Origin of the sequence: Microbacterium sp. STF-2 (assembly GCF_034650155.1) — a bacterium.
In the GTDB taxonomy this organism is placed as follows: domain Bacteria; phylum Actinomycetota; class Actinomycetes; order Actinomycetales; family Microbacteriaceae; genus Microbacterium; species Microbacterium maritypicum_A.
In genome coordinates this window covers 1,862,376-1,883,068 of record NZ_JARKMW010000001.1, presented here as the reverse complement: position 1 = coordinate 1,883,068, position 20,693 = coordinate 1,862,376, and the positions used below count along the sequence as shown (strand labels likewise).

The 20,693-nt window shown below is 67.8% G+C and carries 22 protein-coding genes and 1 tRNA gene; 14 read left to right on the top strand and 9 right to left on the bottom strand.

Going from position 1 to position 20,693, the window contains the following annotated elements:
* On the bottom strand, nucleotides 1-1,368 hold the full coding sequence (radA, locus tag MicroSTF_RS09090; RefSeq protein WP_322955082.1) for a DNA repair protein RadA: 1,368 nt from the start codon (nucleotides 1,366-1,368) through the stop codon (nucleotides 1-3).
* Nucleotides 1,369-1,468: 100 nt separating this feature from the next.
* Here radA and MicroSTF_RS09085 point away from each other — a divergent pair, with 100 nt between their 5' ends.
* From MicroSTF_RS09085 to cydC, 5 genes are read left to right on the top strand one after another with little or no spacing between them, the layout of a single operon-like run.
* Nucleotides 1,469-2,188 (top strand): helix-turn-helix transcriptional regulator, encoded by a 720-nt coding sequence (locus MicroSTF_RS09085; RefSeq protein WP_021201309.1) that lies wholly within the window; start codon nucleotides 1,469-1,471, stop codon nucleotides 2,186-2,188.
* Nucleotides 2,175-3,590, top strand: coding sequence for a cytochrome ubiquinol oxidase subunit I (locus MicroSTF_RS09080; RefSeq protein ID WP_021201308.1), 1,416 nt, complete (start codon nucleotides 2,175-2,177; stop codon nucleotides 3,588-3,590). Before MicroSTF_RS09085 ends, MicroSTF_RS09080 begins: the two co-directional genes overlap by 14 nt.
* Nucleotides 3,591-3,604: 14 nt before the next feature.
* Complete coding sequence (gene cydB / locus MicroSTF_RS09075; RefSeq protein WP_322955078.1) at nucleotides 3,605-4,633, top strand: cytochrome d ubiquinol oxidase subunit II; 1,029 nt, start codon at nucleotides 3,605-3,607, stop codon at nucleotides 4,631-4,633.
* Entirely contained in the window at nucleotides 4,630-6,288 is a 1,659-nt protein-coding gene (gene cydD, locus MicroSTF_RS09070; RefSeq protein ID WP_322955076.1) for a thiol reductant ABC exporter subunit CydD, read from the top strand. Before cydB ends, cydD begins: the two co-directional genes overlap by 4 nt.
* Nucleotides 6,285-7,973 carry a thiol reductant ABC exporter subunit CydC gene (cydC, locus tag MicroSTF_RS09065; protein WP_322955074.1) on the top strand — a complete coding sequence of 563 codons (1,689 nt, stop codon included), beginning with the start codon at nucleotides 6,285-6,287 and terminating at the stop codon, nucleotides 7,971-7,973. The genes cydD and cydC overlap by 4 nt, the downstream gene beginning before the upstream one ends.
* Before the next feature lie 45 nt (nucleotides 7,974-8,018).
* Here cydC and MicroSTF_RS09060 read toward each other — a convergent pair whose 3' ends face one another.
* Entirely contained in the window at nucleotides 8,019-8,795 is a 777-nt protein-coding gene (locus MicroSTF_RS09060) for a hypothetical protein (protein ID WP_021201304.1), read from the bottom strand.
* 132 nt (nucleotides 8,796-8,927) lie between these two features.
* Between MicroSTF_RS09060 and MicroSTF_RS09055 the strand changes: the two genes are divergently transcribed.
* Together MicroSTF_RS09055 and MicroSTF_RS09050 are read left to right on the top strand one after the other, a co-directional pair.
* Nucleotides 8,928-9,974 carry a hypothetical protein gene (locus MicroSTF_RS09055; RefSeq protein ID WP_322955073.1) on the top strand — a complete coding sequence of 349 codons (1,047 nt, stop codon included), beginning with the start codon at nucleotides 8,928-8,930 and terminating at the stop codon, nucleotides 9,972-9,974.
* A gap of 63 nt (nucleotides 9,975-10,037) precedes the next feature.
* Nucleotides 10,038-10,128 (top strand) — tRNA-Ser (locus tag MicroSTF_RS09050).
* Nucleotides 10,129-10,239: 111 nt separating this feature from the next.
* Here the strand turns inward: MicroSTF_RS09050 and MicroSTF_RS09045 are convergent.
* From MicroSTF_RS09045 to MicroSTF_RS09035, 3 genes are all read right to left on the bottom strand, one after another.
* Nucleotides 10,240-10,644 (bottom strand): PIN domain-containing protein, encoded by a 405-nt coding sequence (locus MicroSTF_RS09045; protein ID WP_021201302.1) that lies wholly within the window; start codon nucleotides 10,642-10,644, stop codon nucleotides 10,240-10,242.
* On the bottom strand, nucleotides 10,641-10,895 hold the full coding sequence (locus MicroSTF_RS09040) for a type II toxin-antitoxin system VapB family antitoxin (protein WP_315071793.1): 255 nt from the start codon (nucleotides 10,893-10,895) through the stop codon (nucleotides 10,641-10,643). The genes MicroSTF_RS09045 and MicroSTF_RS09040 overlap by 4 nt, the downstream gene beginning before the upstream one ends.
* 115 nt (nucleotides 10,896-11,010) lie before the next feature.
* Nucleotides 11,011-11,952 carry a LysR family transcriptional regulator gene (locus tag MicroSTF_RS09035; protein ID WP_021201300.1) on the bottom strand — a complete coding sequence of 314 codons (942 nt, stop codon included), beginning with the start codon at nucleotides 11,950-11,952 and terminating at the stop codon, nucleotides 11,011-11,013.
* Between the two features lie 122 nt (nucleotides 11,953-12,074).
* Here MicroSTF_RS09035 and MicroSTF_RS09030 point away from each other — a divergent pair, with 122 nt between their 5' ends.
* Together MicroSTF_RS09030 and MicroSTF_RS09025 are read left to right on the top strand one after the other, a co-directional pair.
* Complete coding sequence (locus MicroSTF_RS09030; RefSeq protein ID WP_021201299.1) at nucleotides 12,075-13,079, top strand: DUF1852 domain-containing protein; 1,005 nt, start codon at nucleotides 12,075-12,077, stop codon at nucleotides 13,077-13,079.
* A gap of 20 nt (nucleotides 13,080-13,099) precedes the next feature.
* Entirely contained in the window at nucleotides 13,100-14,137 is a 1,038-nt protein-coding gene (locus tag MicroSTF_RS09025) for a methionine synthase (protein ID WP_197024856.1), read from the top strand.
* A 34-nt stretch (nucleotides 14,138-14,171) separates the two neighbouring features.
* On the opposite strand, the gene MicroSTF_RS09020 is transcribed toward MicroSTF_RS09025, so the two are convergent.
* Nucleotides 14,172-14,333: a hypothetical protein gene (locus MicroSTF_RS09020; RefSeq protein WP_167255440.1), complete on the bottom strand. Its 162-nt coding sequence runs from the start codon at nucleotides 14,331-14,333 to the stop codon at nucleotides 14,172-14,174.
* Nucleotides 14,334-14,469: 136 nt separating this feature from the next.
* Complete coding sequence (locus tag MicroSTF_RS09015; protein WP_315071790.1) at nucleotides 14,470-15,051, bottom strand: TetR family transcriptional regulator; 582 nt, start codon at nucleotides 15,049-15,051, stop codon at nucleotides 14,470-14,472.
* A 73-nt stretch (nucleotides 15,052-15,124) separates the two neighbouring features.
* On the opposite strand from MicroSTF_RS09015, the gene MicroSTF_RS09010 reads away from it, so the two are divergent.
* Complete coding sequence (locus MicroSTF_RS09010; RefSeq protein WP_322955065.1) at nucleotides 15,125-15,634, top strand: FBP domain-containing protein; 510 nt, start codon at nucleotides 15,125-15,127, stop codon at nucleotides 15,632-15,634.
* 76 nt (nucleotides 15,635-15,710) lie between these two features.
* A complete protein-coding gene (locus MicroSTF_RS09005) occupies nucleotides 15,711-16,103 on the top strand; it encodes a VOC family protein (RefSeq protein WP_315071787.1) in 393 nt (130 codons plus the stop codon).
* A 51-nt stretch (nucleotides 16,104-16,154) separates the two neighbouring features.
* On the opposite strand, the gene MicroSTF_RS09000 is transcribed toward MicroSTF_RS09005, so the two are convergent.
* On the bottom strand, nucleotides 16,155-17,099 hold the full coding sequence (locus tag MicroSTF_RS09000) for an NAD-dependent epimerase/dehydratase family protein (RefSeq protein WP_292767455.1): 945 nt from the start codon (nucleotides 17,097-17,099) through the stop codon (nucleotides 16,155-16,157).
* Nucleotides 17,100-17,193: 94 nt separating this feature from the next.
* Here MicroSTF_RS09000 and MicroSTF_RS08995 point away from each other — a divergent pair, with 94 nt between their 5' ends.
* The 3 genes from MicroSTF_RS08995 to MicroSTF_RS08985 all read left to right on the top strand — a co-directional run bounded on the left by MicroSTF_RS08995 (nucleotide 17,194) and on the right by MicroSTF_RS08985 (nucleotide 19,582).
* A complete protein-coding gene (locus tag MicroSTF_RS08995) occupies nucleotides 17,194-17,826 on the top strand; it encodes a TetR/AcrR family transcriptional regulator (protein WP_297555572.1) in 633 nt (210 codons plus the stop codon).
* Nucleotides 17,823-18,506 (top strand): type 1 glutamine amidotransferase domain-containing protein, encoded by a 684-nt coding sequence (locus MicroSTF_RS08990; protein ID WP_297555574.1) that lies wholly within the window; start codon nucleotides 17,823-17,825, stop codon nucleotides 18,504-18,506. Before MicroSTF_RS08995 ends, MicroSTF_RS08990 begins: the two co-directional genes overlap by 4 nt.
* 65 nt (nucleotides 18,507-18,571) lie before the next feature.
* Nucleotides 18,572-19,582, top strand: a complete 1,011-nt coding sequence (locus tag MicroSTF_RS08985) for an alpha/beta fold hydrolase (RefSeq protein WP_297555576.1) — start codon at nucleotides 18,572-18,574, stop codon at nucleotides 19,580-19,582.
* 31 nt (nucleotides 19,583-19,613) lie between these two features.
* Here the strand turns inward: MicroSTF_RS08985 and MicroSTF_RS08980 are convergent, their stop codons facing one another.
* Nucleotides 19,614-20,657, bottom strand: coding sequence for a hypothetical protein (locus MicroSTF_RS08980; protein WP_322955061.1), 1,044 nt, complete (start codon nucleotides 20,655-20,657; stop codon nucleotides 19,614-19,616).
* Nucleotides 20,658-20,693 lie beyond the last annotated feature (36 nt).

Sequence of the window (20,693 nt, the reverse complement as noted above, 5' to 3'; positions counted from 1 at the left end):
TCAGAACGGCGGGATGTCGCGGTCGGCGCGGCGTGAGGTGTTACGCGCCCGCACATCGCCGAGCGCGGCGCGGAGCGTCTTCGAGCGATCGTCGACCACCTGCTCGTAGCCGAGACGCGCAGCCTCGGACCGCCGCTGTGCCGCCTGGGTCACCGGACGGATCTCGCCCGCGAGACTGAGCTCGCCCACCGCCGCGACGGTGCGCGGCACCGATATCTGTTGGATGGAACCGGCCACGGCGATGGCGATCGCAAGGTCGGCTGCCGGTTCGGTGAAGCGCACGCCGCCGACCGTCGACACGTACACGTCGAGGCTGCCGGTGGGCACGCCTGCGCGCCGTTCGAGGATCGCCAGCACCATCGCCACCCGTGAGGAGTCGAGGCCGTGCACGATGCGGCGAGGATTCGGTGCGTTGCTGGGAACCGTCAGCGCCTGCACCTCGACAGGGAGCGCACGTCGTCCTTCGAGCGAGATCGCGACGCAGGTACCCGGCTCGGTGGCCCCTTGCGAGAGGAACAGCCCCGAGGGGTCGGGTACCTCGGCGATGCCGTCTCCGGTCATCTCGAAGCAGCCGACCTCGTCGGTGGGGCCGAAGCGGTTCTTGAGCGCGCGGATGAAGCGCAGCGAGGTCTGCCGGTCGCCCTCGAAGTGGCAGACGACGTCGACCAGGTGCTCGAGCACGCGGGGACCGGCGACCTGACCGTCTTTCGTGACGTGGCCGACGATGATGATCGGCAGATCGCGGTCCTTGGCGATGCGGATCAGGGTGGCCGCGACCTCGCGCACCTGGCTCGGCTGCCCGGCGGCACCGTCGATCAGCGACGACGAGACGGTCTGCACCGAGTCGACGATCACCAGCTGGGGCTTGACCTCGTCGATGTGGCCGAGGATCGTCGCCAGATCGGTCTCACTGGCGAGGTAGAGCTCGTCGTGCAGGGCGCCGGTGCGTTCGGCGCGCAGGCGCACCTGGCCAGGGGACTCCTCGGCGCTCGCGTAGAGCACGCGCCGCCCGCCGCGCGCGGCCTGGGCGGCGACCTCGAGCAGCAGCGTCGACTTGCCGACGCCCGGCTCTCCGCTGAGCAGGATGGCGGCGCCGGGCACGATGCCGCCACCGAGCACACGGTCGAACTCGCCGACGCCGCTCGAGCGCCGCGGAGCATCCTGCGTCGTGATCTGCGTGATGGGCCGAGCGGCACGGTCGGCCGTCGGGGCGACGGGGCCGACGCGACGGAGGATGCCGGTCTGCGCCGCCTGTTCCTGCACCGTTCCCCACTGCTGACACTCGCCGCAGCGGCCGACCCACTTCGCGGTCGTCCACCCGCATTCCGTGCACACGTACGCGAGAGGAGCGGGTTTCCGGGTGGCCATGCCCCCAGGCTATCGCCGGCATCAGACATCCCTATCGGCCAGGTGTTTATTCACGGCCATACCTCTCGGCAAACTCGCAGCGTCGCGGGATACTGGGTTCATGGCCAACGGCGGGCCCGTGTGCGGGCCGATCTCGAGCTACTCCCGGGTGCAGATCCTGCACTTGCTCTTCGAAGCGGGAAGTTCGCAGACCCGAGGAGAGCTCTCGATCACCGAACTGTGCGACGCCACGGGGCTCCACGCCAACACGGTCCGTGAGCACCTGCAGCGCCTGATCGAGGGCGGCTACGTGATCCCCACGATCGAGCACCGCACCACGAGAGGGCGACCGCGCACGCTGTACAGCGCCGCCACCGGGGCGCCCGGAGCTTCCAGTCCGGTGGCGCGGGACAAGGCCAAGGCCGCCGCCCGCCGTGGGGACCTGATGCGGAGCATGCTCCCGGATGCCGTGGCGTCCGGACTCGGCCGAGAAGCCACCTATCAGCTCGACGCGCTCGTGGAGCACCTCGAGGAGAGCGGCTTCGAGCCCGTCCTCGACGACCGTCGGCTCACCGTCGACCTCAGCCCGTGCCCGCATGCCGCCGGACGATCGGAAGACCGCCCGATGCTCTGCCGCGTGCACCTCGAACTCATGCAAGGCGTCCTGAACGAGGCAGGCGGACCACTCGAAGCCGAGTGCGTACGCGATGCTGTCCTCCCGTCGGACTGCACCGTGCAGCTGCGCGACACCACCGCGCCGCTGGTCGAGGGAACGGAGCCGCCGCGTCACCGCACGACGCAGCGGCACCACAGAACAGGAGTCGTGCATGGAATGGCTTGATCCGCTCGCTCTGGCCCGATGGCAATTCGGGCTGACGACCGTCTACCACTACCTCTTCGTGCCGCTGACGATCGGCATGGCGCTGGTCGCCGCGATCTTCCAGACGGCGTGGGTGCGCACCGCGAAGGTGCAGTACCTGCACCTGACCCGCTTCTTCGGCAAGATCTTCCTGATCAACTTCGCCATGGGCGTGGTCACCGGCATCGTGCAGGAGTTCCAGTTCGGCATGAACTGGTCGGACTACTCCCGCTTCGTCGGCGACGTCTTCGGTGCTCCGCTCGCATTCGAGGGACTGCTGGCCTTCTTCTTCGAGGCGACCTTCATCGGGTTGTGGATCTTCGGCTGGGACAAGCTCCCGCAGAAACTGCACCTCGCCACGATCTGGTGCGTCTCGATCGGCAGCATCCTTTCGGCGTACTTCATCATCGCCGCCAACGCCTTCATGCAGAACCCGGTGGGCTACACGTTCAACGAGGCGACCAACCGCGCGGAGCTGACCGACTTCTGGGCGCTGCTGACCAACCCGGTCGCGCTCGCCGCGTTCCCGCACACGATCTTCGGCGCGTTCATGTTCGCCGCCGGTGTCGTCATCTCGGTCTCGGCCTGGCACCTGTCCCGCGGTCAGCACTTCGACACCATGCGCATCTCGCTGAAGTTCGGGCTGTGGGCCATGATCGTCTCCACCGCGGGCGTCGTGCTCACGGGCGACCAGCTCGGCCTCGCGATGTACGCCGCGCAGCCGATGAAGATGGCCGCCGCCGAGGCGACCTTCAACACCGTGTGCGGGCCGGACGCCTCCTTCAGCATCTTCACGCTCGGCACACCGGACGGCAGCTCCGAGCTGTTCTCGATCCGCGTGCCGTATCTGCTCTCGCTGCTGTCGACGCACACGCTCGACGCGTGCGTGCACGGCATCAACGACCTCAACGCCGAGTACGCACAGACGTACGCCTCCACCGGTCTGACCGACTTCGCCCCGATCCTGTGGATCACGTACTGGGCCTTCCGCTGGATGATCGGCCTGGGCATCGCCGCAGCGCTCGTCGCCGTCGCGGGCCTCTGGGTCACCCGCAAGGGCGCCAAGAAGCCGGTCGCACCGTGGATGTGGAAGGTCGCGATCTGGTCGTTCCCGCTCGCGCTGGCCGCCAACATCATGGGCTGGGTCTTCACCGAGATGGGAAGACAACCCTGGATCGTGTTCGGGCTCATGACCACGCAGGACGGCGTCTCGCCGGGCGTCAGCGGCCTCGAGGTGCTGATATCGCTCATCGCGTTCACGGCGATCTACGCGGCGCTCGCCGTCGTCGAGATCCGCCTCATCATCCGGGCCGCCCAGAAGGGGCCCGACACCGAAGAGAAGCCGCATGACGAGACGGCCCAGCTGCCGTCGGTCGTCTACTGAGAGGGAGGAGCATCATGGATCTCGCAACACTCTGGTTCTTCATCGTCGCCTTCTTCTTCGTGGGCTACTTCGTGCTCGACGGCTTCGACTTCGGTGTCGGCATGTCCCTGCCGTTCCTCGGCAAGAACGACGTCTCGCGCAGACAGGTGATCAACACGATCGGCCCGGTCTGGGACCTCAACGAGACCTGGGTCATCGTGGCCGGCGCCGTGCTGTTCGCGTCGTTCCCCGAGTGGTACGCCACGCTGTTCAGCGGCTTCTACCTGCCGCTGCTGCTGATCCTGCTCGCGCTGATCCTGCGCGGTGTCTCGTTCGAGTACCGACACCAGCGTGACAGCGCGAAGTGGAAGACCGGCTTCGACCGGATGATCGTCATCGGCTCGGTCGTTCCCGCACTGCTGTGGGGCGTCGCGTTCGGCAACATCGTGCAGGGCGTGGCCATCGATGAGAACCACATCTACGTCGGCGGGTTCTTCGCCCTGCTGAACCCGTACGCACTGCTGGTCGGCGTCACCACGCTGCTGCTCTTCTTCCTGCACGGCGTGCTGTTCGTGGCGCTCAAGACCGATGGTCAGGTGCACGAGGACGCGCAGAAGCTCGCGAAGAAGGCCGCCATCCCGACGATCCTCGTCGCAGCCGCGACGGTGATCTGGACGGTCGCGATCGCGATGGGCCGTGAGGCTCCGCTGCTCTGGCTGGTCATCGGCGCCGGCGCGCTCGCGGCGGTCAGTCTGATCGCGGCTGTCGGGCTCTCCATGGTCCGTCGCGACGGGTGGGCGTTCTTCTCCGGGATGCTCACGGTGCTGTTCGCCGTGGTCATGCTCTTCTCCGCGCTGTTCCCGTACGTGATGCCGTCGACGATCGACCCGGCGTACAGCCTCACGATCGCCAACGCGTCGAGCACCCCGTACACACTGCAGATCATGAGCTGGACGGCTTTGATCGCGATGCCGCTCGTGCTCGCATACCAGGCGTGGACCTACTGGGTCTTCCGCAAGCGGGTCACCCGGAAGTCGATCGAGGGGGCTCCGGCACACGCGTGAAACCCGTCGATCCGAGACTGCTGAGATACGCGGGTGCCGCGAGGGGTTTCCTCGCGGCATCCGCGTTGATCGGCGTCGTCCAGACCGCGGTCACGATCGCCTTCGCGTGGCTGTTGACCGAAGCGATCACGGGGGCGCTCGCGGGGCGGGACGTCACCTCGTCGCTGCTCTGGCTGCTGCTCACGGCTTTGCTGCGAGGCCTGCTCATCGCTGCCTCTGATGCGGCGGGGACACGGGCGGCCGCCAAGACGGGGATGCAGCTGCGCACGGCGCTCGTGGCTGCGGTCGGGAAACTCGGGCCAGGGTGGCTCGCGCAACGCAACCAGACCGCGCTCGCGGTGACCGCGGGCCACGGACTCGAAGCGCTCGATGCCTACTTCGCGCGCTACATCCCGCAGCTCGTGCTGACCGTGATCGCGACGCCGGTGCTCGTCGCGGTCATGTGGTGGCAGGACTGGCCGAGCGGACTCACCGCGGTGATCACGCTGCCGCTGATCCCGCTGTTCCTCATCCTGATCGGCATGGCGACCCGCACCGTCCAGACGCGGCAGTGGCAGACGCTGCAGCGCCTCGCGGCACGCTTCGCCGACACGGTGCAGGGGCTGTCGACGCTGCGACTGTTCGGGCGCGATCGTCGCGCTGCCGACCGCATCGAGGTCACCGCGGACGAGTACCGCCGCGAGACCATGAAGGTGCTGCGGTTCTCGTTCCTGTCCGGCTTCGCGATGGAGCTGCTGGCCTCGATCGCGGTGGCCCTGATCGCGGTGTCGGTCGGCTTCCGGCTGCTGTCGGGTGATCTGACTCTCGAGGTCGGGCTGTTCGTGCTGCTGCTCGCTCCCGAGGCGTTCCTGCCCATCCGGCAGGTGGGGGTGCAGTTCCACGCTGCTGCCGAAGGGGTTGCGGCGACGGAGGACGTGTTCGAGGTGCTGGATGCGGCAGGGGAGCGCGCACGGATGCAGGAGCTTTCGACGGATGCCGGAGGAATCGCCGTCGAAGCCCCCGGCATCCGGGAATCGGTCATGCAGGTGGAACCGGCGAAGGGCGGAAACCTCGTGGTCGACGGTCTGCGGGTGCGCGACCTGCCGCCCGTGTCGTTCGCTGCCGGGCCGGGGACCATCACGGTCCTCGAAGGGCCGAGCGGGTCGGGGAAGTCGTCGCTGCTGGCCGCGCTCCGGGGCGCGGTCGAGTTCGAGGGGACGGCGTCCTACGGCGGCGCGGACGTGCGGGGGATCGCGCCTTCGGTGTGGCTCGCCTGGGCCGGACAGGCACCTGGCCTCACGCGCGGGACCGTGGCGGCGAACGTCACCCTCGGTGATCCTGAGCCGGATGCCGACCGGGTGCGCGATGCGCTCGACGATGCCTGCGCCGAGGGGATCGACCCCGCGCTGGAACTCGGCGTGCAGGGAGCGGGGCTGTCGGGTGGGCAGGCGCAGCGGGTGGCTGTCGCTCGAGCCCTGTATCGCCAGGCATCGGCGTCCGGACGCGTGCTCGCACTCGATGAGCCGTCGAGTGCACTCGACCCCGAGACCGAGGACCGGCTGTGGCGATCGCTGCGCGAGAAGGCGGATGCCGGTGCGACGATCCTCCTCGTCTCCCACCGTCGGACCGCACGGGAGATCGCGGATCAGATCGTGGAGCTGGGGGTGAACGCATGACTGCACCCCGCACAACCGACACCGTGCATTCCCGCGGTCACCGGGTCGGCGCCATCCTGCGACTCGCGCAACCGCCGCTCGGCCGCTTCGTGCCGGGTCTGATCTGGGGTCTGCTCTCGGCCGCCGCCGCCGTGAGCCTGCTCGCCGTCAGCGGGTGGCTGATCGTGAGCGCATCGATCGTCGACTCGCTGGTGCCGCTGTCCATCGCCGTCGTCGGTGTGCGCTTCTTCGCCGTCTCGCGCGCGGTCACCCGCTATCTGGAGCGCCTGAGCGGACACGATGCCGCGCTGCGTCAGCTCGCCTCGACCCGCGCCGACATGGTGCGCCGACTCATCCCCCTGTCGCCGGCGGGACTCGGCGCGACGGATCGCGGACAGGTGCTCGCAGCTCTCGTCGACGACGTCGAGAACCTGCAGAACCTGCCGCTGCGGGTGGTGCAGCCGCTCGGGGTCGCCGCTCTGGTCGCTGTCGGGGCCGTCGGGTTCATCGCGTTCGTATCGCCCGCCGCCGCGCTCACGCTGGCCGTGTGCCTGCTCGTCGCTGCGGCAGCCGCGATCGGTTTGGGGTGGGTGTTCGGTTCACGCGCCGAAGCGCAGGTCTCGGAACGTCGGGCCGAGCTCTCGGCGGCCCTCGTCGACTACTTCGGCAGCCTCGACGTGCTCATCGCCTATGGCGCGGAGGAGCAGGCCCGTGCACGGATCACCGCAGCGGATGCCGCGCTGCGACGCGTTGTCGACCGTGCCTCGCTCGCGCAGGCCGTAGCCGCCGGCGTGGTCTCCGCGGTCGCCGGAGTCGCTTCGGTCTGGGCGCTCGCCGCGGCGGCTCCCGGCCTCTCGGACGGCTCGATCGACGGGCCGTGGCTGGCCGTGGCCGTGCTCGTGCCGATGGTGGTGTTCGAGATCTTCGGCGCGGTGCCGATCGCCGCCGCATCGTGGCGGAGCGTGCGTTCCAGCGCGGAGCGCATCGTCGACGTGCTGCCCGAGCGGATGCCGGCCGAGCTGCGCGCCGACGCGGGTGAAGACGTCGAGTTCGAAGGCACCCCGGCTGTAAGCCTGCGCGACGCGCGTGCGACCTGGCCTGGCGGGACGCCCGCTCTGAGAGGCGTGGATCTCGACCTCCGACCCGGCGAACGGGTGCTGGTCGCGGGGCCGAGCGGGGCGGGCAAGAGTTCGCTCGCGGCGACCCTGGTCGGCTTCCTGCGCGTGGAGGGCGAGTATCTGGTCGGTGGTCGCGATGCCGCGGAGCTCTCGGGTCCGGCGCTGCGACGCGTGATCGGGTTGTGCGAGCAGAGCCCTCAGCTGTTCGACGAGGACATCCGCCAGAACCTGCTCTTCGCGCGGGACTCCGCCTCGGACGAAGACCTGCAGGCGGTGCTCGAGCGGGTCGGACTCGGTGACTGGGTACGGGAGCGTGGGGGCCTCGATGCGCGGGTCGGCGACCGCGGCGCGCTGGTGTCCGGCGGTCAGGCGCAGCGGATCGCGCTCGCCAGGGCGCTGCTGCGCGGCTTCCCCGTGCTGGTCCTCGACGAGCCGACGGCGGGGGTCGATCCGGAAGCATCGAATGCCCTGCTGCGTGATCTGCTGCAGGCCGCGGGGGAGCAGTCGGTGCTGCTGATCTCGCACGTGGCGCCTCCCGCGGGAACGGTCGACCGCGTGGTGCGGATCCACGACGGCCGCACGATCTGAGGGGCAGCGAGAAGGAGCCTGTGGGGAGACCCGCGGGCCGTCGCCTCAGACGTTCATGTCGACGGGCGGTTCCATCACGATGCCCTGCGCCTCGAAGGCACGACGACGCTCTTCGATGCGGCGGTGCAGCTCGACCTGCGCATCGTCGACGAACTGCGGGTCGAGATCGACGGTCTTCGGGTGCGGGTCGCCGTGGTTGGCGGCGATGTAGGCGTCGAGCTCGGGGCCGCTGGTCCATGACGTGATGAGCGCGTACCGCGGGGCGGTGCCGCGGTGCCAGACCGCGTGCCAGAAGCGCTGGGTGTCGACGATGATGCGCGAGCCGGCGCGCAGCGGCAGGCGGATCTCGGTCGCCGGATCGAAACGGTCGGCGCGCAGGATCAACATCGACTCGGTGTCGTCGGAGAGGTTGAAGAACCCGCGGACGACCCAGCCGGTGCCCTCTTCGTTGAGGCGGTTGTTGTCGTCCTGATGCAGGTTGTAGATCGCGTCGGCGTACTCGTTCGGCTGCAGCTCGATCACGCGGCAGCGGCCGATGCCGGCGCCCGGTTCCTGTGCCCGGCGTTGGAGCGTCGGGGCGACCGCGACCTGCGAGGCGACCCAGACGCCATCCTTGTCGGTGCGCGGCGGGGTGTGGTTCCAGAAGCCGTTGCAGTCGACGTCGCCGGCATAGCTGGTGAGCGGGGCGAAGCGCGTGATGCCGGAGGAGCGCCAGCCGACGTACTCCAGGCCCAACCATTCGGCGGGATCCGTGGCGGAGGTGTGGTCGTCGAGGACCACGTAGCCGGTCTCGGACAGCGCCTCGGACGTGATGAAGCCCATGATGAATACCTTCCCGTCATCGCTGCCCCCACAGGCGGCGGGTTCTTAGGCCATCCTAACTCGAATGCCCATCGCAGCGTGGGGGTCTCGCCGGGGAAAAGGCCCGACGGGAGCGTCGATATCCTGAGGGGTATGACTCAGCCGCAGGGTGCCCTCCTCGTGGGCAGCGTGAATTACGACGATGCCGAGACCACGATCCGCACCGCTGCGGAACTGCTCGGCACCCGGCTCCGTCGCATTCCGGACGGCGAGGTCGGCAAGCGGTTCCACTGGATCATGTTCCAGCCCGACGTGATCGGTGAGGCCGAGGGCATCGAGCGCACAGGCGACGTACCCATCCCGTTCCCCGCCGGCATCGACGCCCGCGGCCTGCGCATCGCCGAGGGAGTGGATGCCGCGAGCATCGAGATGCCGCCGCTGGGGTACGCCGCAGCCGCGATCGAGTCGTATGCGGTGTTCGAGCGGCTGCGGGCCGAGGGCGCGGTGCCCGCCGGCGTGCGGTTCCAGGTGTCGCTGCCGACGCCGCTCGCCGTGATCTCCTCCTTCTTCCACGGCGATGACCGCGCCGCGATCGAGCCCGTCTACACCGCCGCGATCCTGCGCGAGCTCGACGAGATCCTCGAGGCCATCCCGCACGAGGACCTCGCGGTGCAGTGGGACGTCGCGAGCGAGATGGGCATCATCGAGCGCGCCGCCGGCTACGGAGCGGTCATGGAGGCGTGGTGGCCCGGCGACCCGTTCGACGGTCTGGTCTCGCGCCTGGCCGCACTGGTCGATGCGGTGCCCGCCGACGTCGAGGTGGGTGTGCACCTCTGCTACGGCGACGCGGGGGAGAAGCACTTCTTCGAGCCGCGCGACGCCGCGAACCTGGTCCGCTACGCGAACGCCGTGGTGGCGGCATCCGCCCGTCCGCTCACGTGGCTGCACCTGCCGGTGCCGATCGACCACGACGACGAGGCCTACTTCGCCCCGCTCACAGGCCTCGCCCCGGTCGGCGAGCTCTACCTGGGCCTCGTGCACCGCGAGGACGGGGTGGAGGGCGCCGCCCGTCGCGTCGCCGCCGCGACTCCGTTCGCCACCGAGTTCGGGGTCGCGACCGAGTGCGGCATCGGGCGCGCGCCCGCCGGATCGACCGAGGGCATCCTGCGCACGCACGCCGAGGTCGCCGCCGCCTGGTGACGTGCGCGGCGGCGTGCGGGTGTCGATTCGCGTGCGGGCCCCGCGTCGCGTAAGCTATTCCGCGGTGACGTGTCCGAGCGGCCGAAGGTGCAACTCTCGAAAAGTTGTGTAGGGTAACCCCCTACCGTGGGTTCAAATCCCACCGTCACCGCCATGGAAGCCCCCTCCGAGTGAGGGGGTTTTTCCGTATCATCACGGGGCTCTCCGAGAGCGAGCGCTCTTGCCTGGAAGTTCGATGGCGCCGCACGCTCACATGTGTCTGACCTCAGGCCGCGACGTACTCCTGGCGGACTCGTCCCTCAGTCGCCATCTCTATGTACCCGAAATCCTGGTCCGAGTTCAGGATCACTGCGTCGTTGGCGACCGCGTATGCGGCGATGAGGCAGTCGAAGGCTGCGGCTGCTCTCATGAGCCCTGTGTCCCACAGCGCCTGCTGAAGGTCGAGGGCGTCACGCTCGTCGGGGTGTTCCCACGCGGGGAGCAGCCCCTCCATGTCCGCACGCAACTCTGCGTACTCCTTCGCATTGCGCGCGGAGTGGCAGTACTCGAGGACCTGCGGCGGGCACGTGATGATCAGGTGATTCGGCGACAGGGCCCGGAGCCTGTCGCCGATCGCCGTGCTCCTGCCTGCCTTCTGCCAGATGCTGTTGTCGACGAGGTAAGTGGTCACCGAACGGTGCTCTTCTCCCGGCGAGCGCCCGTGTCGGGATCCGGACCCGTGTCCGGAGCGATCGTCGGCGCGTCGATCTGGTCAGTGTCGAAGTGGCGGGCGATGATGCGCTCCACGGCGGCGGGCTGGCGGCGCACCGCGATGAGCGTGCGCAGCGCGAGATCCACCGTCTCGCGGTTGGAGGTCGTGCCGGCAAGCTTCTTGGCCTGCTGAAGCTCGTCGGGGTCGATGTCAATCGATGTGACGGCCATGGCTCCTCCTTCGCGGAAGTTCTGTATAAGCCATTGTATAAGGATCTTTGGCGGGGTGCACGATCTTTCGGTGCCCTGTGGAGGCGGAGCTCCTCTCCCCCCGGAGGCGTACCCCTCACCCGAGCAACTCCACCCCGAACTCGGAGACCACCGTGCGCAGTTCGGCGAGGTAGCGCTGTGCCTGCTCGGTGAGGGGGATCGCCGCATGCCCGATCCAGCCGATCTCGATGTTCTCATCGACGTCGAGCGGGATGGCGACGATCTCGGGGTCGAGGTCGTCGCTGATGATGCCCGTCGAGATGGTGTAGCCGTCGAGGCCGATCATCAGGTTGAAGATGGTCGCGCGGTCGGAGACGCGGATGTCCTGGGGGCTGGAGAGGGTGGAGAGGATCTCCTCGGCGAAGTAGAAGGAGTTGTTCGCACCCTGGTCGAAGGTGAGCCTCGGCACGTCGGCGAGATCGTCGAGGGTCACGCGATCTCGGGTGGCAAGGGGGTTCTTGCGGGAGATGAAGATGTGCGGCTGTGCGACGAAGAGCGGGTGGAAGGCGAGCCCGGAGTCGCGGAGCAGCTTGTCGATCACGTTGCGGTTGAAGTCGTTCCGGTAGAGGATCCCCAGCTCGCTGCGGAGCGTGCGGACGTCTTCGATAATGTCCCACGTCCGCGTCTCCCGCAGAGAGAACTCGTACTCGGCAGCCGAGGTCGCCTTCACCATCCGCACTAACGCGTCGACAGCGAACGAGTAGTGCTGGGTCGACACTCCGAGCAGGCGTCGCGACGGCGGACGACCGAGGTAGCGCTGTTCGAGGAGCGCGACCTGCTCGACGACCTGCCGGGCGTATCCGAGGAACTCCACACCGTCGGTCGTGAGCGTCACGCCGCGGGCGGAGCGGAGGAGGAGCACGCGCCCCACTCTGCTCTCCAGATCCTTCATCGCCGCCGACATGGTGGGCTGGGCGACGTAGAGCAGGTCGGCGGCGGCGCTGATCGATCCCTCCGCAGCGACCTCGATGTAGTAGGTGAGCTGTTGCAGGGTGATGCCGCTCGAACGCTTGGCCATAGATTCAGCCTATGTCACGGCATAGTTCGCGCGCATTACCCGATGGGCGCCCGCACTCGTCATCATGGAGAAACCCCCGATCGAGGCCGAGCCCGGCCGATCATCCCACCGATTGGCCGCTCATGGCATCCGAATTCACGTTCCGCATCACGACGACCCGTTTCGACGAGGACTACTCGCCCTCCGACGACTCCCGCATCACCACGAACTTCGCCAATCTGGCGCGCGGCGAGCACCGTCAGCAGAACCTCCGCAATGCCCTGACGATGATCGACCGGCGGTTCAACGATCTGGCGCACTGGGACAACCCGAGCCGTGACCGCTACACCCTCGAACTCGAGATCGTCTCGGTCGCGATCCAGTTCGCCACGGAGGGGGAGGATCGGGAGTTCCCTCTTCTCGAGGTGCTGGAGGTGACCATCGTCGACCGGTCGACGGGCACGCGCACCCAGGGGATCGTGGGCAACAACTTCTCGTCGTACATCCGCGACTTCGACTTCAGTGTGCGGTTGCCGGCGGCCAGCGAGGCCGCGGGGGGTTTCACCGTCCCCGACGACTTCGGCGATCTGCACGGCAAGCTCTTCCAGCACTTCCTCGATTCCGAGGCCTACCGGGAGCGCTTCTCGCTGTCGCCCGTCATCTGCATCAGCGTCTCGACGAGCAAGACGTACCGCCGCACCGAGAACCACCACCCCATCCTCGGTGTCGAGTACGAGCAGAAGGACGGCTCGCTGACCGACGAGTACTTCGGCAAGATGGGCCTCTCGGTCCGGTACTTCATGCCGCGAGGCAGCGTGGCCCCGCTGGCCTTCTACTTCCGCGGGGACCTGCTGAGCGACTACACCAACCTCCAGCTCATCGGCACGATCAGCACGATGGAGACGTTCCAGAAGATCTACCGTCCGGAGATCTACAATGCGAACTCCGAGGCCGCGAGCATCTACCGGCCGACTCTGGAACAGCAGGACTACTCGGTGACCAAGATCGCCTACGACCGCGAGGAGCGCAGCAGGCTCGCGGCCGAGCAGGGGCAGTACGCCGATGCGCACCTCATGACCCCGCACGGTGAGCTGCTCGAGCAGTGGGCGGCCGGCACCTCCGCCGCATCCCTGGTGGCCGTCGGATGACGAACCAGAGATCGCCGATCGTGCGCGAGCTGCTCCCCACCTCGATCGTCGGCAGTCTGCCGAAGCCCTCCTGGCTGGCCGAGCCGGAGACGCTCTGGTCTCCGTGGAAACTGCAGGGCGACGCCTTGATCGAGGGTACGCAGGATGCTCTGCGCATCGCCGTCCAAGAGCAGCGCGAGGCCGGCATCGACATCATCAGCGACGGGGAGCAGACCCGACAGCACTTCGTCACCACGTTCATCGAGCACCTCTCCGGCGTCGACTTCGACCAGCGCGAGACCGTGCGGATCCGCGACCGGTATGACGCCAGCGTGCCGACGGTGGTCGGGGCCGTGAGCCGCGAGAAGTCCGTGTTCGTGGAGGATGCGAAGTTCCTGCGTCAGCAGACCGATCAGCCGATCAAGTGGGCGCTGCCCGGCCCGATGACGATGATCGACACTCTCTACGATCGTCACTACAAGAGCCGCGAGAAGCTGGCGTGGGAGTTCGCGACCATCCTCAACCAGGAGGCGAAGGAGCTCGAAGCAGCCGGGGTCGACATCATCCAGTTCGACGAGCCGGCATTCAACGTCTTCTTCGACGATGTGCAGGACTGGGGCGTGGCGGTGCTCGAGCGAGCGGCGGAAGGACTGCGCGCGGAGACCGTGGTGCACATCTGCTACGGATACGGGATCAAGGCGAACACCGACTGGAAGGCGACCCTCGGCGCGGAATGGCGGCAGTACGAGAAGTCCTTCCCGCTTCTGCAGCGCTCGATCATCGACACCGTCTCACTGGAGAGCCACCACTCGCACGTTCCTCTGGACCTCATCGAGCTCATTCGAGGAAAGAACGTCATGCTCGGGGCCATCGACGTGGCCAGCCCGACCATCGAGACCCCGGACGAGGTCGCCGACACCCTCCGCAACGCCCTCCGATTCGTCGACGCCGACAAGCTCATCCCGAGCACGAACTGCGGCATGGCTCCGGTGTCGCGTGACGTCGCGCGTGGCAAGCTCCGAGCACTCAGCGCGGGAGCCGACATCCTTCGCGACGAGCTCGTGCCCGCAAGGGTCTGAGGCTCCGGCGAGGAGGCGGCTCCGGCCCGATCGGTCACCCCCCGGACGGGTTCTCGAGCGGCTTCCCGTTCTCGTCGGTCGTCTCCGCCTCGAGCACCTCTTCGGTGTCGGGCCCGTCGTCGGGAGCGCCGCCCGATGCGGTGTCAGCTTCTTCGTCGGGGCCCGGTGTGCCCTGCGTGTTCTTCGGGTCGCTCATATCCGTCTCCTTCGTTCGGTCTCGCGAAGCTACTCCTGACGGAGGGGGAACGTCAGGGGGTTGACCGCGGCGATGAATCGCTCTCGGATCGGTGAATCGTGATGGCGGACTCACCGTGTGAGGAGAGGCGGCGACGTCAGCTGGCGGTGGCGTCGCTGCCTCTGTCGACGAGCTCGTGCTCGGACAGCTCGTGCTCAGAGAGGCCGAGTATCCGGCTGACCGTTTCAGGTGTGTAACTGCCGGGGGCGATGCGTTGCATTCCGGCCAACGCGATGGCGAGAAGCGTCGAGCGGCGAGCCTCGTCGGGGTGCATGTCGGGTGCAGCCGCGAGGAGGGCTTCGACGACGATGTCCAGGCTCTGTGTGAAGGCGACGGCGAAAGCAGGTGTGCGCAGCGCGTGCGCCCAGGCATCAGCCCACAGCCCGAGCTCCGATGCGTGCTCGGCATCCACGTGGTTCGCGAAGAAGTCGTGGAGCGGGTCCGCACCGTGCGCGACGGCGTCGGCGAAGGTGGCCGCCTGCCCCGCCACGTACGACTCCCATGCTGCCGCCTGCAGGTCGGGCATGCTGGCGAAGTGCTGGTGGATGAGCCCCGGCGAGCCGGCGAGTTCGGAGGCGACGGTGCGTGCGGTGACGGCGGAGAGGCCTGACCGGCGCGCGACGCGCACTGCGGCGTCGATGATCGCCACGCGTCGTTGTTCTCGGGGCAGGTAGGCCATGGTGATCCATCCTATGACGAGAGATGCTAATCTGTACACGCGTACAAATTGGGTGACGGGCAGGAGACGCAGTATGCAGCCGAGGAGCGGCAGGGAGCTTCGCGCCGCCCTGCTGAACGTGAGCGAGAGTGTTCGTCGAACGGTGCGGGTGCCCAAGCGGCTCCCGCTCGGTTGGGGCGAGGCCGACTATCTCGGGTGGCGGGATCCGAGTGCCCCTCAGCGCGGGTACATCATCATCGAAGAGTCCGGCCGGCTGAAGGGGATCATGCTTACCCATGCCCGGCTGTCGGCGAGGCCGTCGCGCGCGGTGATGTGCGCACTCTGCCGCATTCCGCGACGCTTCGAGCAGGTCGTGCTCTTCACAGGAACGTCAGAAGGCGCGGATCGGAGCTTGTCCTCCCGTGGCAGCTACCTCTGCGCCGACCTGGACTGCAACGTCAGGGTGAACGCGTTGCGCCCGTCCAGTCCGCTGGAGCCGAGCCCCGAAGAACTCGTCGCGCAGCGCCGGGCGGAACTCCGCGAGCGCTCGCATGCGTTCGTGGCGGAGGTGTTGGCTCGCGCACCGATCACCGCGCGCAGATGATCGCCCGCCGAGAGCCGGTGATCGTGCGTGTCGTCCGGCGTGGATAGATTGAAACCCATTCATGGAAAGGACGTCGATGGCACCCCTGGTCACGGCACTCGATCACCTGCAGCTCCCGGTCAGGAGCTTGGACGAAGCGATCTCCTGGTACTCGGGCATCCTCGGTTTCCGCGTGCTCACGAACTACGGTACCTACGCCATGCTGCGGCTCGAGTCCGCACTCGACCTCATGCTCTGGGAGGCGGAGGAGTGCCATCCGATGCACGTGTCCGTGGATGGCGAGACCAAGCCGACCTTCTTCCTCAAGACCGATCGCTTCGACGACCTCGCCGCCCTTCTCGAGCGGGAGCGGGCACGGATCGCCAGTCTCGAGGATCTCGGCTTCGCCCGGTTCCTGAAGTTCTATGATCCGAGCGACAACCTCCTCGGCGCGATCGAGTTCCGGGATGAGGCGCGGTCGAACGCGTAGGGACGTCCACGAGCCCGTGACACCGACGAGCGGGCGGTAAGCGTCGCCCCGTCAGAAGCTCGACGCGACCGCTTCTTCGCGGATGATGTCGACGCCGCGACGGTAGCTCGTGACCTCGAACTCCGGGAATCGCCCGACGAACTTCGATGAGTCGAACCTGTTGTCGTGCTCGTACCGCGGCAGGAGCTCTCTGATCTCACGCGCCTGGCGAGACGCGAGACCGGCCGTGCTCAGCGCCCACTTCGGGACGACGGTGTACCCGGACCCGGCTGGTCGACCGAAAGCGGACTCTGCCATGGCGACGAACTGCCGATAGGTCGGACGGTCGGAGTCTGTGGGGAGGTGCCACGTCTGGTGAAAGGTATCGGCGGCGTTGCCCAGCGTCGCGAGGGCACGACTCGCGTCCGGCGTCCAGATCAGAGTGCGCTGCCGGTCGTCGCGCACCGGTACGAGCGGACGTTTGCCGCTCTTGATCCTGTCGATGACGAGCGCGTTCGTGAAGCTCTGCGTCCGCCCGGGGCCGTAGAACTCCGGCGCGCGGGCGATCAGCACGGGGATGTCGCCGCGCGCCATCTCGTCGAGCACCATCGACGCCATCGCTGCACGCACCCTGCCCTTCGGGCCGACCGGTTCGAAGGGCGTGTCCTCGGTCTGCAGCCGGTCATCCTGCGGGTACATGTAGGTGTTGTCGAAGTAGGCGAAACTCGCGCCGGCGGCGCGGGCCGCGTCGAGGGCGTTCCTCACCATCGTCGGGAACTGCCGTTCCCACAGCTCGGTGTCCGCGGGCAGGCCGGCGGTGAAGTAGACGACGTCGCTGCCGTCGACCGCGGCGGCGGTCTGTACGGCGTCGAGAAGATCGGCTCGTACGAGGGTGTCGGTGGCGTTGACCTTGCGGGGGTTGCGGCTGACGAGTCTGAGGTCGGACGTGTGGTTCCGGTTCAGCTCGCGTGCGAGTTCCACGGCGATCTGTCCGTTCGCGCCCAGTATGGTCTGCATTCCTCGACTCGACTTTCGATTGCGGCGTTTCGATTGCGATATCCGACACGGTATGTTTACACTGCTTACATGATCGTACGAGGGGATGTTATCGGTGTCAACTTCTGAGAAGACCTACCATCACGGCGATCTCCGTGCAGCTCTTCTGGATGCGGCGATACAGGCTCTCGAGGCCGGGGAGCCGTTTTCGCTTCGCGCCGTCGCGCGTCGGGCGGGGGTCTCGCCGGCCGCCCCGTATCGGCACTTCGCCGACCGGGAGGCCTTGGACTCCGCCGTCGCGGTCGAAGGTTTCAAGGACCTGCAGGCCGACCTCGCCGCCGCTCTGGACCGAGTCCCCGCCGCCTCGCCGGCGCCCGCCGTCATCACGCAGCTCGGAATCGCCTATGTGACCTTCGCCTTGCGTCGTCCCGCGGTCTTCCGGCTGATGTTCGGCAACGAATGCGACGAATCCGACAGCGACCGTGTGCGGGCGTCCCATGGGTTGCACGCCGTGTTGAACGACGCGATCGAAGAGCTGTTCCCCGGGGCTGACGTGCCGAGCCTGTCCACGGCGCTGTGGAGCATGGCCCACGGCCTCGCCTTCCTGCACCTCGACGGCAAGTTCCGTCCCGAACCCGCCGAAGCGGTGGCTGAGCGGGTGCGGTCGTCCGTTGCGGCGATCTTCGCGATCTCCACCCATGCGGCACCGCCATCGGCGGCCGATTCGATCCCCGGGAGACTCGCATGACCAGACGCATCCTGCACGTCGTCACCAACGTCGGACACTACGACGACCCCGACCACCCCACCGGGCTCTGGTTGTCGGAACTCACCCATGCATGGGAGGTTTTCGAGGAGCGAGGTTTCGAGCAGCGGATCGTCAGTCCGGCTGGCGGGCCCTCGCCGCTGGAGCCCCGGTCGCTGAAGTTCCCCAACTACGACAAGACAGCGAAGGCATGGCGCGCCGACCCCGCACGCATGGCGTTGCTGGAGACCACTCTGCGGCCCGACCACGTCGATTCCGCCGACTACGACGCGATCTTCTTCACCGGTGGTCACGCGGTGATGTACGACTTCCCGGAGAGTGAAGGCCTGCAGCGGATCACGCGAGAGATCTGGGAGCGGGGAGGGATCGTGTCCTCGGTCTGCCATGGCTACTGCGGTCTGCTCAACACGCGACTCTCGGACGGCTCTCTCCTGGTCGACGGTCGCAAGGTCACCGGCTTCGCCTGGCAGGAGGAGGTGCTGGCCCGTGTGGACAAGCTCGTGCCGTACAACGCGGAGGAGGAGATGAAGAAGCGCGGCGCCCTGTACGAGAAGGCGCTGCTGCCGTTCGTCTCCTATGCCGTCGTCGATGGGAATCTCGTCACGGGCCAGAACCCCGGCTCCGCGAAGGAGACGGCAGAGAAGGTCGCCGCACTGCTCTGAACGCGTCGGCGAGCGAGAGGGCGGCGAGAGGGAAGACCGTACCGACGTCTCGCTAGTGTGACGGCATGACCGACGAAAACGGCCCCGAAGTGATCGCCGATCTCTGCCGCCTCCCGAATCCCGAAGCGATCGATCGCACGACCTTCGTCGAGCTCGGCGGCGTCGAGCAGTTCGTCTCGATTCGAGGGCGCGATACCCGCAACCCTGTGCTCATCGTCTGCCATGGCGGCCCGGCCCTCCCTTCGCTGCCGTCATCGTGGATTTGGCAACGCGCGGTCGAGGACTACTTCACCGTCGTGAACTACGACCAGCGCGCCAGTGGGAGGTCTGCGGCGGGGGCGCACGACGGGATGGATCTGAGCGTCGAGCGGTACGTCGAAGACCTCGAGGAACTGATCGCCTGGCTCCGGCATGAACTCGGGGTGAGCACGGTCGGCGTGCTCGGGCACAGCTGGGGAACGATCATCGGCCTCACCCTGGCGGAGCGGCGGCCGGACCTGCTCTGGGCCTACATCGGGGTCGGGCAGGTGATCTCCGGTCCGGAGAACGAGACCGGGAGCTTCGGTTTCGCGATGCGCAGCGCACTCACGGACGGGAATGAGCAGGCCATCGCCGAACTGCAGTCGCTCGGCGAATATCCCGGCACGCAGCCTCTCACGATCGAGCGCATCGTGACGTGCCGGAGATGGGCGCAGCACTACGGCGGACTCTCCGCCTACCGCTCAGACTTCGCCTACTTCACGGACGCGGCCGGGCTGTCGCCGTATTACACGGCTGATGAGCGGGCATTGGTCGGCGTCGGACAACAGGTGACCATGCCCCACGTGCTTCCGGCGCTGCTGTCCTTCGACGCTCGTGCGAAGACCTCGTTCGCGGTGCCGATGCTGCAGTTCCTCGGACGCCATGACTGGACCACGCCGACGGCTCCGGTGGAGCGCTGGATCGACGAGGTGTCGGCGCCGTCGGTGGACGTCGTCTGGTTCGAGAACTCCGCACACCTGTGCATGTTCGAGGAGCCGGGGAAGTTCGTCGTGAGCCTCGTGGATCTGGCACTGCCCCATGCGCCTTCCGCCTGAACGGGCGGCGGGGTTCACGCGTGACGTCGACTCACAGGTCGGGCGTCTGCACCTCGGGGCTGTCGATGCCGTCGAACGTCGGAAGCAGGTAGCGCTCCGCGTCCTCCCGGCTCATCGGGTGCAGCGACGGGATCAGAGCGGCGATGTCCTCCGCGGTCGCAGCGTTCGATCCGCCGACACGTTCGGCGTCGTACCCGCCGAACGCCATGATCCACATCGTGGTGCCGGTGCCCGCGTCGTAGCTGTAGACGGCAGTACCGTCTGACCGCGACCACTGGTCGCCTGTGCGCACGCACCACGACGGCAGCTGGTCGGGACCCCGATCCCACTCCCGTCCGGGTCCGCCGATGAAGTTGCACGGCGCGAGGGGGTCGGGTTCGACCGCGTTCCACTGGATGATGATGCGTGCGACGGAGCCGGTGTCACTGCGCACCCAGGTGGCGGCATCCGTCCCGGTCGCTCTGACTTCGACGTTCGACCAATCGTCGAGGTCGGTCACGAGCGGGAACTTCCCCGACCTCATCCAGCTCGCCTTCACCTCGGCCGAACGGTCGGCCTCGGCATTCGCGCGATCGACGGCCGCGGTCTCGGTCGGTGTCGGGACGAGGGCCAGCACGGCCACCAGCGCCGCGGCGGACACCGCGCCTGCGACCCGCAGCGGCATCGGCCCGAGGAAGATTCCCAACGTGAGAGCCGCGAGAGCATACACCGCGACATGCAGCAGGGCATCGGTCTGAAGAGCCAGGGGACCGAGGATGCCGTGCACGAGGCCGAACGCCCCCGCGCACGTGAGCACCCCGGCAGCGACCACTCCACCGAGGATCGCCGGCCGTCCCGTGAACGCCGTGCTCAGGAGCGCGATACCGCCTGCGAGCACGGCGAACGCGATGAGGATCGCCGCTATCAGGACGAACGGCAGACCGCCGAAGAGCGCGACGACCGTTGCGTAGGACACCGCGTAGTCGATCAGAAGCATGAGCGGGATCGTCAGTCCGATCACCGCCAGCGAACGTCCGGCCGTGGTCCGCGGAGCAGGCCGGGCTTCGACGACCGCGCTATCGCTGGGGCTCACCATGCGTCGAGGCTACGACATCCGACATGGGCCCGCGGG